This is a genomic window from Aeribacillus sp. FSL W8-0870 (assembly GCF_037963755.1).
Classification (GTDB): Bacteria; Bacillota; Bacilli; order Bacillales; family Aeribacillaceae; genus Aeribacillus; species Aeribacillus composti.
Genome location: NZ_CP150165.1, coordinates 1,427,852 through 1,442,770, shown reverse-complemented (window position 1 = coordinate 1,442,770; position 14,919 = coordinate 1,427,852). Strand labels below are relative to the sequence as shown.

Annotated in this window: 14 protein-coding genes and 1 pseudogene; 1 reads left to right on the top strand and 14 read right to left on the bottom strand. The window is 39.8% G+C overall.

Annotated elements, in window-relative coordinates; genetic code table 11:
- Window positions 1-56: 56 nt before the first annotated feature.
- From NSU02_RS06950 to NSU02_RS06935, 4 genes are read right to left on the bottom strand one after another with little or no spacing between them, the layout of a single operon-like run.
- Window positions 57-563: a sigma-70 family RNA polymerase sigma factor gene (locus tag NSU02_RS06950; RefSeq protein WP_063389419.1), complete on the bottom strand. Its 507-nt coding sequence runs from the start codon at window positions 561-563 to the stop codon at window positions 57-59.
- A gap of 17 nt (window positions 564-580) precedes the next feature.
- Entirely contained in the window at window positions 581-2,539 is a 1,959-nt protein-coding gene (locus NSU02_RS06945; RefSeq protein ID WP_339194946.1) for a DUF6449 domain-containing protein, read from the bottom strand.
- A complete protein-coding gene (locus NSU02_RS06940; protein ID WP_063389421.1) occupies window positions 2,514-3,413 on the bottom strand; it encodes an ATP-binding cassette domain-containing protein in 900 nt (299 codons plus the stop codon). The genes NSU02_RS06945 and NSU02_RS06940 overlap by 26 nt, the downstream gene beginning before the upstream one ends.
- Window positions 3,406-3,795, bottom strand: coding sequence for a GntR family transcriptional regulator (locus NSU02_RS06935; protein ID WP_063389422.1), 390 nt, complete (start codon window positions 3,793-3,795; stop codon window positions 3,406-3,408). Before NSU02_RS06935 ends, NSU02_RS06940 begins: the two co-directional genes overlap by 8 nt.
- 847 nt (window positions 3,796-4,642) lie before the next feature.
- Between NSU02_RS06935 and NSU02_RS06930 the strand changes: the two are divergent.
- Window positions 4,643-4,855: pseudogene (locus NSU02_RS06930) on the top strand (hypothetical protein); the annotation flags it as partial.
- A 458-nt stretch (window positions 4,856-5,313) separates the two neighbouring features.
- On the opposite strand, the gene NSU02_RS06925 reads toward NSU02_RS06930, so the two are convergent.
- The 10 genes from NSU02_RS06925 to NSU02_RS06880 form a co-directional block, all read right to left on the bottom strand.
- On the bottom strand, window positions 5,314-7,092 hold the full coding sequence (locus NSU02_RS06925) for an adenine deaminase C-terminal domain-containing protein (protein WP_339194945.1): 1,779 nt from the start codon (window positions 7,090-7,092) through the stop codon (window positions 5,314-5,316).
- Window positions 7,093-7,234: 142 nt separating this feature from the next.
- Window positions 7,235-8,803 carry a long-chain-fatty-acid--CoA ligase gene (locus NSU02_RS06920; RefSeq protein WP_240326789.1) on the bottom strand — a complete coding sequence of 523 codons (1,569 nt, stop codon included), beginning with the start codon at window positions 8,801-8,803 and terminating at the stop codon, window positions 7,235-7,237.
- Window positions 8,804-8,838: 35 nt separating this feature from the next.
- Window positions 8,839-9,288, bottom strand: a complete 450-nt coding sequence (locus tag NSU02_RS06915; protein ID WP_063389426.1) for a thioesterase family protein — start codon at window positions 9,286-9,288, stop codon at window positions 8,839-8,841.
- 33 nt (window positions 9,289-9,321) lie between these two features.
- Entirely contained in the window at window positions 9,322-10,905 is a 1,584-nt protein-coding gene (locus tag NSU02_RS06910; RefSeq protein WP_339194942.1) for a benzoate-CoA ligase family protein, read from the bottom strand.
- Between the two features lie 109 nt (window positions 10,906-11,014).
- Entirely contained in the window at window positions 11,015-11,815 is an 801-nt protein-coding gene (locus NSU02_RS06905; protein ID WP_144598246.1) for an enoyl-CoA hydratase/isomerase family protein, read from the bottom strand.
- A gap of 17 nt (window positions 11,816-11,832) precedes the next feature.
- Window positions 11,833-12,618, bottom strand: coding sequence for an enoyl-CoA hydratase-related protein (locus NSU02_RS06900; RefSeq protein WP_339194940.1), 786 nt, complete (start codon window positions 12,616-12,618; stop codon window positions 11,833-11,835).
- Window positions 12,619-12,627: 9 nt separating this feature from the next.
- A complete protein-coding gene (locus NSU02_RS06895) occupies window positions 12,628-13,263 on the bottom strand; it encodes a Phenylacetic acid catabolic protein (RefSeq protein WP_066251115.1) in 636 nt (211 codons plus the stop codon).
- A gap of 5 nt (window positions 13,264-13,268) precedes the next feature.
- Complete coding sequence (locus NSU02_RS06890; protein ID WP_063388948.1) at window positions 13,269-13,499, bottom strand: hypothetical protein; 231 nt, start codon at window positions 13,497-13,499, stop codon at window positions 13,269-13,271.
- A complete protein-coding gene (locus NSU02_RS06885; protein ID WP_066251029.1) occupies window positions 13,496-13,822 on the bottom strand; it encodes a metal-sulfur cluster assembly factor in 327 nt (108 codons plus the stop codon). Before NSU02_RS06885 ends, NSU02_RS06890 begins: the two co-directional genes overlap by 4 nt.
- The gene (locus NSU02_RS06880) at window positions 13,822-14,757 is read right to left on the bottom strand and encodes a Phenylacetic acid catabolic protein (protein WP_066251026.1); all 936 of its coding nucleotides are present in this window, start codon (window positions 14,755-14,757) and stop codon (window positions 13,822-13,824) included. Before NSU02_RS06880 ends, NSU02_RS06885 begins: the two co-directional genes overlap by 1 nt.
- Window positions 14,758-14,919: the final 162 nt, after the last annotated feature.

The window sequence follows — 14,919 nt, the reverse complement described above, 5'->3', positions numbered from 1 at the left end:
CCCTGATTTTAAAAATCTGGGAAAAGACGTAAAAAAGGGGCAAGAGCACCCGAACTTTACATCGCATCTTTCAACGACACTTTCAGCGTGCGTCTTGCCCTGTGAAGCCTAGTTTTAACTGTTCCTTTCGAAAGCTTTAGCTGTTGAGCTAATTCCTGTTCTTTTAAATCATAATACAATTTCAATTCTAAAATTTCGCGGTATTTCGGTTTTAGTTTCCGAATTTCTTGAGAAATGGTCTCTTTCAGCCATTCATATTCTGCTGTTTGTTCCACATTGCCCCCTTGACTGATAGATAATTCATCAAGGGGGCACGGCGTTTTCTGTTCCTTCCGAAGAAAATCTATCGCAGTTCTCGCTGCTACTGTACCGAGCCAACCAGAGATTTTTTCCATATCCTCAATTTGTTCAGCCTTTTGATAAAATTTCAAAAATGTTTCCTGCAATACATCTTCTGCCAAATGTACATCTTTCGTTATGGAAAAAGCAATCCGGTACACTTTTTTATAAAACATACAATAGATGTCTTGAAAGCTCTCTTGAGCGGATATTATATCATCCATAATTCTCCAATCCTTTTTTATTTTTTTGCCTGTTTCTTGATCGATTCAGCTATTTCTGGATGAACAAAGCTGCCAACCTCATAATTTCCATTTTTATAAACAATGAACATAATATTTTTTCCTGAAGTCGATTCTGTTTCATCTTGCAAGCATTGCTCAATCAACTGTTTATCTACAATTTTGACCGTTTGCGGATCTTGTTCAATTTCTTTCAGCATATTTTTATAATCCAAATCGTGATTGATGTTATTCCCCGTTATGAGTACATATTGGACATCATCAGCTGTCACTCTTGCGTTTTTAACCGTTCCGTTATTCTTCATCCACTCATCGAACTCTTTAAAGCTTTTTTTCCATGGAATGAATAATTGCTTATTATTTTTTAAAATGATTTCAATTTCTCCCCAGTCTTTTCTTTCATCGGTCATATCTTCATATGTAAGATTCTTGATGTCATTTTTTAATGCTTTTAATGCTTTTGCTAGTTGATCAGAATTATTGACAATATCCACTTTTTCAACATAGTAGTTTGGATAGTTAGAATGAAATACTATTTGTTCAACATCTTGATCGTTTACGTCTAGAACTTCATAATTTGCTTTTTTATATTCCTTCGATTCATAGATCTCCTTCAAATATCGTTCGAACGACTTCCGATCAACTTCATATTGGCGGATCGATTTGCTTCCATTTTTTAAATAATAGACGATAAACAACGGTTCAGGTTCGGAAACATCTTTGGATCTATTTTCGGCAACGATTTCTGTATGCAGCTTTTGAATTGCTTCGATTATTTTCGGTTCCTTGTAAATGAATCTATTAGTCATCTTGTCATCGAAGTACCAAAAGTTGCTGAAAAATACCGACTGTATTTCTGCAACTCTCGGAACCTTTTTCTCATATCCTCCCGCACCAGAACCGATCAAAATGAATACGAGTATCACTGCAATAGAATAAATAAACAATCCTTTTAATTTAGGCTTGATTCGCCACGTCTGCTGCAAGATCATTTCAGCTATAAAGTAACCGATAAGTGCACCTACTACATATCCGGTACAAATCCATAATAAGCTTCCTCTATAGTCAATAATGCCAAAATACATTCCGCCGAGAAGCATCGTACAAAAAGTGGCGCCATATTTAAAAACCGGTTTAAGCTTCCAGTAAATAACAGCTTGTGACACATATTCGACTGGCCGCCGTGTGTACAGAAGCAAGGAAATACAGCAAAACAAGGCTGCTAGCAATAAATAAATGGCGATCTCCCACCAAGAGAAAGGCTGGAATTCGAGGGAAATCAGCCTCGTAAGCGGTGAAAAAAATTCGATCCAAAGATTATTATTCAAATAATAGCCGCTCGGAAATCCAAACAAAATGTATTGCAAATTGTACACTATAAGTTGATAAACCCCGAAAGGAAACAATAAAATAATCAATGTCAATATGGCTTGAATCGTACTAATTCCTGTCAGCATGGCAGAGAAGGTGCCGATAGAAAACAATAATAGCGTATATGCTAAATAAGTACAAAACCATCTAACAAGGTTCAAATCACGAAAATAGCTCGACAAATCAAACACCTGTATAAAAACGGCCAATATTAGAGAAGTAATCATGACAGGTACGATTAAAAACACAACACCTGTCAGCCAGTGATGCCAAAAAAGCATTTTCCGATTCATCGGAAGACTATGAAGAAAATCGCTGGATTGCTTTACATGCAGGAACCGAAACAAAAAAATGGACATAAGCACAGGTATCACGATTAACATGAGTAATTGAAGTTCTTGTGCAATGGAAAACAAACTTTCATATATGTGCTCTTCATTATAATTCTCTCTCCCGGAAAACAACACCGCAATTTCCATCGGTACTGATAGAATTAGACCGATCAAAAACGCAAGTCCTACCCAACCGACAGAACGGAAATTTTGAATTAACAGCTCTTTTTTAAATAAGGATGTTTTCGATTGCATATCCTTTTTCCCCCATTTCATAAATAAAAATTTCCTCCAATGTAAGCGGGAGCAAATCGAATAAAAGAGGCTTAAAGCTTTTTATATAGCTGGAAAATTCATCCGCATTTCCTTTTACAATGAATAAATGCACGCTGCCTCTTTGTTCCTGATAGACAATTTGAAGCTGCTGCAGCATTTCCGAAGGAACGCTTCCTTGAAAGGCAATTTGCACTTTGTGTATATTCGACTTTAGGTCATCCAAATTCCGTTTTATTAGCAGTTCACCTTTATGCAAAATGCCGATATGGTCGCTTATATCCTCTACTTCCTGCAAGTTGTGGGAAGAGACGATCACAGTCATTTCTCTCGCTGCCACATCTTGGATGATTATATTTTTCATTTTTTTCCTCATGACCGGATCTAAACCGTCAAACGGCTCGTCTAAAATGAGCAGTTCAGGCATTGCGGAAAAAGCGAGCCAAAATGCCACTTGACGCTGAACTCCTTTTGACAGGCGATAAATTTTTTGCTTAAGATCTAGATCAAATACATCCTGCAATGTTTGAAATCGTTCTCTGCTGAAGGATGGATATATGTTTTCATAAAAATTCGCCATCTGTTTGATCGTATAATGAGGGAAAAAATAAGGAATATCTGTAAGGAATATGAATCTTTGCTTAATGTCTTCATTTTCAAATACAGGTTTTTTATCAATTAAAATGTCTCCCCTATCTTGTTTATACAAACCTGCGATCAGCTTCAACAGCGTCGTTTTTCCAGCGCCGTTTGAACCTAGAAGCCCGAAGATGGATCCTTTTTCAATTTGTAAATCGATGTTAGATAACACAGTCGCATTTTGAAATGTTTTATATACCTTTTTGACTTCAATCATCTCTTTTTCCCCCTTGATGATCTTTGATAATTTCCTCCATGATCTGCAGGAGCTCATCAGATTGCATCCCTAAAAATAATGCTTGTTGTGCTAATTTTTGCAAATTTTCTTTAACCATTTTCAGCTCTTCCTGATTAGATGCCTCAATCTTCTCCGAAACAAAATTTCCTTTTCCCTGAATCGAGTAAATATATCCGATCCTCTCCAGCTCACGGTAAGCTTTTTGAATTGTATTTGGATTCACCGTCAATTGCTGCGCAAGCACTCTGACGGAGGGAAGTTGTTCTCCCCCTTTCAGCACTCCGCTTACAATCATCTCTTTTATTTGATCGACAAGCTGTTCATAGATCGGTTTTCGGCTTCGAAAATCTATATCAAGCATTTTCCCGCAGCCCCCACATCTGTATTAACTGTATTATAATTCTTAATACAGATAAATCATACTTTATTATGAAAAAAATGACAATACTTTCTGGAAAATTTTTTTTGCGTCAAAAAAGCACAGCTTTTTACGCTGTGAAAGACTGTTGTCCTTTTTCAAAGTTTGATTTATATGATTGTGTTATTTAAAACAGTGAGTACATCTCTTCTAAACTATTTTCTGTCTGTTTGTAACTGGCAGATGTTCAAAACTTTTATTTGTTCGCCAACCAATGGACAGACGATGAGAAGCACCGCCATCAACCGAAAAATTGGATTATAGTTTTCAAGCTTTCCCCAGGAAATTTTTGCTTTTGAAACGCACCGTAAGATAATGATGAACTGAGTTTTCCGCATCTGCTATTTTTTAAACGATTCTTCCTGCCGATTTTCAAATGTTGGAACAAACGATAAGTACATCTTTTCCAAACTGCACCGGCATTCCCAGAATGTTTCTTGTTCATTTTCGTCCATCCAGCCTGCTTCCCGATTGATTAAAGTGCACCAGAAAAGGAGTTTACTATATAAAAAAACAAATAGTAGGAGATTCAGCATGTATTTATCTTTGTTGCTCTCAAATGAGTCTTCAACAATGTGAAAACCGAAAAAAACATATTAAGATTAGTAGCACAGACCACGGCCAAGGTCTGTGCTGCTATTTTTTAGTAGAAGTGGAGATAAGGTCGTGACAGCCTAAAGAACGATAGGTTCGCATTGAAATAACTGGCCTACTTCACGGACCTTATAAGAATCAGGTTTAATATGTTGAATCCATGAGATCGTGGATAAGAAAAGGGAATCGTTAATGCCAACGGCGCATTGGAAACAATCATTTTGTAGAATATTACGACAAATTCAAAACGCAACCTTATAACAAATGTCATAAAGTTGCGTCCATCGCTTGTGTGAATAAGTTATTGAAGTGTCTCTTCCATCTTAATACACACATTTTAACGTACAATTACGAAATCGCATCAGCAACTTCGCAATTGTCCAGGAAAAATATAACATATTTGATTTAGTGAAAAAAACAAAAATCGTTAGGTCTATTTGGCATGCGTAAATTTATTTAGGAGGAAGGGGTACCAATTCCTCCTAAATAAATCCACTGAAACAAATAGTTACGAAAAACTCTTGACTAATTGTAAGAAGGGGCTCTCCGTTGAGTTCCTAAAATGAAGGATTTTGGAGAAATACTGCTGTGAAGGACAAAAATAATCGAATAAAATTTGTAAATGGCCTTCATAGAGGCAATGAGGTCCAACAAGAAGCAATTGTATATGCTGAATGTCTGTCATAAAACTTTTGAAGAACCGAATATAAGAAAAGTCCTTCATAAGACTTCTGAAGGATATAAACAAGATTGGAAAAATGGCCTGTCCGATAAGTTCCTAAAATGAAGGGGCTTCAAAAAGTCAGTTAACTCTGACTTTTTGGGCTGCCCCCCTGGAGGAAACGGCTCAGCTCTCTTTTTCTAGTTTTACTTCGCGATTTGATCTTTTATTGGTTCCGCTTTAAGCAGCATTTCATTTTTCTTAACATCATACAAACCAAATGGAATAAGACGAAGACCGGGCAAGAAATCACAAGTTAAAAATAATAGCGTATATAAAATGTCATGGAATGGGAATCCTCTTTGCTGCACGGCTGCTAACAGCTCATCATGATATCGAACAGCTTGATCAAATGATGAATCGTCCGTCATCATGCCGGTAAATGGAAGAGGTATTTCAACCACAATGTCCTCGCCATCAACAATGACGATTCCCCCTCCTAGTTCATGCACTCTTTTAGCCGCCTGGGCCATCGCTTTTGGATTTCTTCCGATCACAAGCAATTCTGTTGTAGTATTGTAAGTTGACGCCATCCCATCTAGATGAACGGCAAATCGTTCTAATATCGCTTTCGACACCCACTTTCCGTTCCGGTCAATTAACGATGCATACAATAAGCCTTCTTCACCGGAAATATCTGCGAATCCCTCTGCTTCTGGAAGCTTAACATCTTTTCGCTGCGTAATGACATTGCTTTTAAAATAAGCGACCGGAACAGTTTGTTCAGTACTTGAATATGGGTAACGGTACAAGTTTAAATCGTCCAAAAGTTGCTTCGAAAACGCAAATGGCTCCCGGACAACATATTGATTCCAATTTAGTTTTGGTGTCGACACAAGCAAATTTCCTTGCTCGGCTACGACTTCACCTCTTGAAATGACGATATCCGGCCGAAAATATTTCAAATCTGGAAGAAGTAAAATGTCTGCCAATTTTCCTGGAGCAATCCCGCCGATATAATCATCTAATCGCAAATAAACGGCTGCATTGATCGTAGCCATTTGCAACGCGTTTATGACCGGCACTCCTAATTCTACAGCTCTTCTGATCAATCCATCGACAAAGCCTTCTTTTTCGATAAACCCAGGGTGCGGACCGTCGGTTGTCATCGTAATTCGATGTGTACTGACTTTCCCTTCTGTAATCATTTTTATAACTTCAGGGAAATCAGGGCGAAGCGAGCTGTTGCGTAAAGTCGTCCACATTCCCAACCGCAGCCTGTCCAGCGCCTCTTTTGCCGTTATTGCTTCATGACAAGCGCTGACTCCGCTCGCAGCAATGGAAATCAATTTTTCATATGAACAGCCCGCTGTATGACCGTCCACGACTTTCCCTTTCTGTTTTGCCACTTCAATTGTATCAAGCAAAAAGGAATCAGCCTGATACAAAAGCGGCCATCTTGTGACCTCCGCTGTTCCGACAACTTCTTCTAATTCTAAAAGCTCTTGGACATCCTTTTGATTAAACCATTCCCTTTCTCCTTTGAAATCCGCTTGCGAGACAAGCCGGACAAGCCAAAGAAAATTGCCCGGAAGGTCTTTCAAGTCTTTGACCATTTTTTTAAATCCAGCAGCTCCCATATGCAAATAAAAAAACAAATTGTCATTTACCGTTGTCGTTGTTCCAAGGGGAAGAACTTTCCTAGTCATACTAACAGGATTGTAGATGACCCACGGATGTGCATGCGGTTCAATAAAACCTGGTGAAACATACATCCCTTCTGCATCAATAATTTTTGTATGTTCATCGGAAAGGACATCCCGTTCGCCGACATATGCAATGGAGTCTTGATAAACAGCGACATTTTGCTTTAACAATTCTCCTGAATAGACGTTGATCACCGTACCATTTTTGATAATTAAATCTGCGGGCCTCCGTCCTTGAGCCACTTCAATTAATTCCGATCTTGACGCTTTTTGTCTCAACAGTTTCACTCCTACTCTTTTAAAAAATGTTATGAAGAAGCCATAGGTCATCAATCGGATGTCAAATTTTTCAGAAGGTTGATTAACTTTATGATGAAGGAAGATCAAACATTGTCTACCGTTTGATCTTCCTTGCATGAAATTATCGCAATTCTGTTTGCAAATCTTCTTTTAATTTTTGCTGAAGTTCTACTTTTTTAATTTTTCCGCTCGGCGTCATTGGCAGTTCATCGACAAAAACAACTTTATCCGGTATTTTGTAGTCAGCAATTTTTCCTTTTAAATAATTTTTCATCGATTCTTCCGTTTCCAAAGCTCCGTCTTTTAATTTTACCGCCGCACATGAAATCTCTCCTAAAACAGTGTCAGGCAGCCCGATAATGGCTACTTCTACTACATTCGGATGCTTATAAAGAATTTCTTCAATTTCTCGAGGATAAATGTTGTAGCCGCCGCGGATGATCATTTCCTTCTTCCGTCCAACGATGCGGACATAACCTTGTTCATCAAGCGTCACTAAGTCACCTGTATAAAGCCAGCCATCTTGATCAATGGCTTCTTTCGTTTTTTCAGGCATGTTAAAGTAGCCTTTCATGACATTTAACCCGCGCACAGCAAGTTCGCCAATTTCTCCAGTCGGTACAGTTTGGCGATTCACATCAACAACTTTAATTTCAACTCCTGGAATCGTTCTGCCAACCGTTTCTGAACGAATGATGTCACTGTCTGTAAAGCTTGTAATTGTCACAACTGGAGATGTTTCCGTTTGACCATAGGAAATAGTTATATTGCATCCCATCTCATTTCTAATTTTTTTCACGACTTCGACAGGGCATGGTGCTGCCGCAATAATACCTGTTCTTAACGAAGATAAGTCATAGGATTTGAATTGAGGGTGATTTAATTCCAATATAAACATTGTCGGAACTCCATGGTGTATCGTAATCTTTTCTTGTTCAATCATTTTTAATACAGCTTCCGCTTTAAATTGCTCCATAAACACCATTTTGGCACAGGCAGTCACAGCTGCCAGTATGCTTGGAACCATGCCAAACACGTGAAAGACAGGAACGACCACTAAAAATACGTCATTTTCGTCGCATTGAAGCGCCTCCACTGTACATGCGGCATTATGGACAAAATTTAAATGCGTGAGCATGGCACCTTTCGGAAGTCCTGTTGTTCCTGAAGTATATAAAATGGAAAACACATCTTCTTTCGGATCGATGGACACTTCCGGCGGCAGCTTCGACTGTCCTATTTTCAGCAAATCTTCAAAGGAATGGTGACCATCTTCTTGAAACCGCACCGTAAACACCATTTCTAAAGCGCTTTCATTACTTTCCATTAAAGATTTTACCGTATGGAAATGGCCATGCTCTTCTACCACAAAAATTGCTTTTGCACCAGAATTGGCCACTATATAAGACAATTCTTCAACACGATATCGCGTATTGCATGGAACTAATATGGCGCCTATTTTTGCAATTGCAAAATATATGGCAAGAAACTCATGCCAGTTCGGCAGGCATGCAATGATGCGGTCTCCTTTCCCTATACCGAGCTGGTGGAAAGCGGAGGCGATGGAATCGGACATTTGTTTGATATCTTTGTAAGTTAAACGTTTATAGCCATCGTAAATGAATTCTTTATCAGGATAGCGCTTATATGCTTTTTCAAACACATCATGAATGGATACGTTAAGATCCACGCTACTCTCCTCCATTACATTTTTTCAATGTTCATTTATGCGCTGAGCCATGGATTGATCTGAGCCTGTTCACCAAACCCGTCTTCTTGAAGCAATTTTTTCACCTCTTCAGGTATGGGCACTGCAAATTTTTTTCCGTTTTCTTCTTTCACCCACCCCCTGAGCTCATATCCGTGCCCGGTTCTTGTATCTTCACGATATACTTCATGCTTCAGTTTTATTGTTTTCCGGTTCACTTCCATTACTTCTGTTTTAATAGTGATAATGTCGTCATAATATAACGGCTGCTCAAACGTACAGCGGACATCAAGCAGCGGAAGAATGATGCTGTATTCTTTGATGAGTTTAGCCGGAGCAAGGCCGATACTTCTAAAAAATTGATGCCCTGCAATATCAAACCATTTAAAATAATTCGGATAGTATACAATGCCGGCTGCATCCGTATCTCCAAAGTTCACCCTGAGCTGAAATTCGTTTCTTTTCAAATGTACGTACTCCTTTCAATGCTATGTCTTAAACTATTGAGCTGAATTCGATTTTAATAATTCCCGAAGTTTAAAACGCTGAATTTTTCCTGTTGCTGTTTTCGGAAGTTCGTCAATAAATTCTATAATTCGCGGGTATTTGTAGTGGGCCAGCTGCTGCTTCACGAAGTTTTTTAATTCATCTTCCATTTCTTTGGAGGGCGTTCTATCTTTTAAAACAACATATGCTTTTGGAATGACAAGATTATTTTCATTTTGCACGCTGACAACTGCAGCTTCCAGTACATTTTCATGTTGAAGAAGGCAATTTTCGACTTCTACAGGCGATACCCAAATCCCGCCAACCTTCAGCATATCGTCGGAGCGCCCGCAATACCAAAAATATCCTTCTTCGTCTTTATAATATTTGTCACCTGTATGAAGCCATTCTCCGACAAATTTTTTCTTGTTTTGCTCATGAAGGTTCCAATATCCATGTGCGATGCTGTCTCCGCGAATCAACAAATCTCCCATTTCATTTGGAGGCAATTCCCTGCCCATTTCGTCGACAATTTTTGCTTCATAACCAGGAACGACTTTTCCAGAGCTTCCTGCCTTTACATCTCCAATCCGATTGGATAAAAATATGTGGAGAGCCTCTGTTGAACCAATTCCGTCTAAAATATCGACATTGTACATTTCTTTCCATTTGCGGTAAAATGCTTTCGGAAGCGCTTCTCCAGCTGATACACAAACTCTGAGCGAGCTCAAATCGAATTGTTTTCCCGTTCGCGACACATAATCAATCATCGCTCCATATAAAGTCGGAACCCCAAAGAAAATGGTCGGTTTGTACGTTTCAATCGCCTGAAACATCGCTTCCGGAGTTGCGCGTTCTTTCACTAATACAGTTGAAGCTCCTGCTCCTAAAGGAAAGTACATTCCTCCGCCAAGGCCATAGGCGAAAAACAGTTTAGATGCGGACAAGCATCGGTCTTCTTCACTTATATGCAATATTTTTTTCGCATATGTGCTGAAAGCATATTCCGTATCATGCTGCAAATGGATGACGCCCTTTGGATTACCGGTGCTTCCGGAGCTGAACAGCCAAAAGGCCTGATCATCCTTGTTCGTCATGGCTGCATCAAGCTTTTTGCTTGCCCTATTCATCAGTTGGAGGAAATTTAAATGTGTGCCTGATTGTTCGCTTTCACTGTCCGGAATGATAATAATATCCTTCAAAAAGCAAAACCGTTCTTTGTAAACTTCAATCTTTTCCCAAATATCTTCATGGATGATTAAGCCCTTTGCCCGGCTGTTGTTTAAAAAATATTCATAATCGGATGGCTTCATCATGGTGTTGACCGGAATGGGGACAGCACCAATTTTTATGGCGCCAAAAAATGAATAAATAAATTCGGGTGTATCGTGGCAAACCATTAAAAGGCGGTCTTCCAATTTATAACCGAGCTCACGAAGCATGTTGCCTGTCTGATTGACTTTCTCCTGCAATTCATTATAGTGTATGAGCTCATCGCGATAACAAATGGCTATTTTATCGCCCAAACCTTTCTCTACACTTTCATCAATGAACCGCACTGCCGCATTGTAAAGCAAACCTAATCCGCGGAGATCCATTTTTTCACCATCCTATATATCAATTTTTTGAATAGATGAAGCGGCATTGAAGCCGCCTGAAGAAGATATATATTCAGGAGGCTTCACAATATATATGAAAAGCTAACGTTTATATCCCTTTCCAATTTGGTTTTCTCTTTTCTAAAAATGCGCTTAATCCTTCTTTTGCATCCTCGGAGCGGAACAACAAGTTTTGCAGCTCTCCTTCGTAGCGGATGGCTACGTTCAATGGCATTTCCTTCCCGTTCATGATCGACAGCTTGATGTTGGAAACCGCATAGCTTGCGCTTTCAGCTATCTTTCTCGCATACTCGAGCGTCCGCTCTCTCGTTTCCGCCTGCGGGAACACTTTGTTGACGAGACCAATGTCCAGCGCTTCCTGCGGTGTCAGCGTTTCCCCAGTTATGTTCATATCCAGCGCTCTCGAATACCCGATCAACCGCGCGAGCCGCTGCGTTCCTCCCGTTCCAGCCAGCACCCCAAGCGATACTTCCGGCAAGCCGATTTTTCCTGCTTCATCTCCCATAAAACGCAGATCGCAGCCTAGCGCCATTTCCAATCCTCCGCCGACTGTATGCCCTTCCAAACAGGCGATATATACTTGCGGCGAACGGGCGATTTTATCCAGCGTTTCATTACAGAACAGGCAAAACTGTGTTTTATAGCGCGGATCCGCTGCTTTTAAGAAATTGATATCCGCTCCTGCCGAGAAAAATTTCGGCACATCGCTCATCAGCACGACCACTTTTATGTTTGGATCGAAGCGAAGCTCATCGATCGCTGCGTTGAATTCTTGGTAAAACTCCAGTCCATAGGCATTCGTTTTATTGATGTGAAGATGGATTTCCGCCACTCCGCTGTTTTTGACCACCGTTAAATTTTTGTTAGCAGTTGTTTCAACTGTCATCATTATTCTCCTTCCATTGTTCATTTATTATTTGAAAAATCAGGTTTGCGTTTTTCTTGAAAAGCCGCCAATCCTTCTAAACGATCCGGATGATAAATCGTTTTTTGATAACAATCCCATTCCGCTATCAGACCCTTTTCCATTAGTTCTCGAGCAAAACTGTCGACAGCCTGCTTCGCTAAACGGACAGAATGAATTGAATTTTCTGAGATTTTTTCCGCTATGTTAAGCGCTTTCAATTCTGCCTCGCCAGCTTCACAAATATATTCGACAAGTCCTATTTCATAAGCTTTTTCACCATTTATTTTTTCAGCTGTAAAAATAAGCTGCTTGGCCCTGCCGATTCCTACTAATTGCGCCAGCCGTTGAGTGCCGCCGGCTCCCGGGATTATTCCCCAAGAAACTTCCGTCAACCCGATGAGCGCCCCTTTTTCCATGACACGAATGTCACAGGCAAGAGCAAGTTCACATCCTCCTCCAAGAGCCAATCCTTTTACAGCCGCAATCGTCGGCATTGGCAAAGATGAGATATTTGTAAATGTTTTCCTGAGCAATGTGACATATTCTTCCACTTCTCGTTCGCTCATGGACTGCCTTTCTTTTAAATCCGCCCCTGCACAAAACGCTTTGCTTTCACCTCCCGTAAAAATAACTGCGCTTACATTCGAATGATCTTTTATCGTGTTTATCGCATAAGAAAGATCTTTTACTAAAAATTTGCTTAATGCGTTGGCACGTTTTGCGTTATTTAATTGAATGATAGCCACTTTGTTTTGAATTTCTAAAAGAACGCCTGATTCTGACATGAGCATCACTCACTTTGCTTGAACAAGCTGTTCCGCATTTAATTGCTGCAGCCGTTTTTCAAATTTTTCCGTGAACGAAGGAGTTTCCGGGAAATAACCTTCCTTTTTCAATTCTTCACTTTTTTCAACTTTTGCAAGCCAAGCCTTTGCTTCCTCTGCCGCCTCCCTTAATGCTTCTTGAAATCTGTAGGGGACAGCTCCTTGATCAAGAAGAAGTTGTTTTGCCCAATTTTCTGCATAGATGATATGATCGTGTTGTTCGCGGACAAGCTTTTGAATCCGTGAAGCAACCTTGGAATGACTTGTTTTTAACACCGTTTGAAAGACGATATCGATTGCGGCATTGATTGCATATAGCGAAGCAATGAGAGAAATCCAGTTTTGAACGTTTACAGCTGTTTGAAAAGCTTTTCCTGTTTGTGCTTGAATGTCAGGCTTCTTGCCTTTTACCCCTTTTAAATCAAAACACCAATTGTACAAAAGTCTTGCATGCCCCAGTTCTCCTTGAGCCATAGCTATAGCAGACAAGGTCGCTTCCAAATTCGGACCGCTTACACCAACTTCCACTAAACGGTCGCCAAGCACATATTTGTTATCCGCTATTGTCTCCAGCAATTCAATCAAAGAATGCGTTCCTTGTTCCATTACGCTCACAATGCTTCAGCTCCTTTCTCTGAAAATAGCCAATCAGGTTTTTTCACCCAATTCAGCTTGTTTCGTTCCACGACAACCATTTCGGTCCAATCCTCTTCGTCGTACGTAAACGTTGCATACACTTTTGCCAGCTCGCTGTTTTCTGCTTCTACCGTGCCGATATGCATTAAGTTGTCTCCCCGATTAATGCGGGCAAAAATATCATAGGTTATTTTTTCTGCGATCATTTTGCACTTACACCCCAATACTTTAATTTTTCCCTTCCCTCTGGGCTAAGACGGTCGACCGTCCATGGAGGATCCCATACGACATTTATGTGTACTTCCTTTACTTCCTCTTCTGCAAGAAGCCGATTTTTTATATCGCTTTCAATCCATTCCATGCAGGCGCAGGAAACGGCTGTGTATGTCATCGTCACATGCACTTCCCCGTCATTCATTTGAATGTCGTAAATGAGCCCCATATCGACAACGCTTATTGGGAATTCAGGATCCATCACCTCTTTCAACGCCTCCCAATATTTTTTCGTATCCACAGCTTGTTTTTGCATCATACCACCTCTTTTCTCAGCTGTTCTAATTCTTTTGCCCCTTTTTGAATTCTTCCTACAAACCGTTCATTTTGCGGTCCTCTTTGTTTAAATCGTTTAATGACGTTTTCCCATGTGTCCGGCTGGTCGAACAGCCATTTTTTATTGACTGGATCAAATTTACAAGGGAATGGGACATCGAGCACATATTTTCCTTGTTCTTCATCATAATGAGCTGGAACTTTTACTCCAATTGATTCACAGAATGGAACTGCTGTCGACAGCCATTTTTGACGGAGCTCATCGTTTGTTCTTCCTTTTAAGCGGTATTCAAGCTGTGCGGATCTGGATTTTAAACGGTCTTCTACACCAAAAAATTCAAGCGCCATTAAAAACATCCAATCAACCGCTTTTTGAACTTCCTCTTGCAATTTCGGATCATTCATGGCTGTTCTCATAATGATTTCACCATTTCTAAGATGGAACAATTCTTCTTTATCAACTTTCACTAATGCGCGTTTCCATGGCCCGTAAGATGTATGCTCAAACGCATCCCCAAGCAGTGTGTAGCCGGCGCGGTCAAAGAACGCATTAAACACTCCAAGCTCAATCCAATTTGACAGTTCAAAGTCAAAGGCATAAGGGTTTTTCCATTTATTTGGGGCTCGATTGTACAATAATTCGTCTGTATCTTCGCCCAAATCTTTCAGTAGCCTGAAAGCAATGTGTGCATGACCGATTTCATCCTGCATAATGGCGAGTGCTGTAATTTTGTTATTTAAAGTGGGCGCTTGATCATAAACAGTAAGGAGCGGCGGCACACTTAACAATTCTGTATCTCCGACAATAATCAACGTCTGTTTTAATGCCTTTAAATATTCCTCATTCATGTCACCGACGCCTTCAACAATAAAACCGTTTTGAATTTTTTCTTTTAAAAGGGCTGCCTGATCCATTTTTTCACCTCTTTTATATTACGTTTTTATTTATTTCGTCTGTTTAACATAATATTATTTTACAACTGCCTCTTTTGTCAAGAAAAAATAGAAAAATCAAATTTTTTTGTCAATTCAGTAGCATTGCATTAAGTTAATTTTAATTTGTCAAGCCCAATTTTA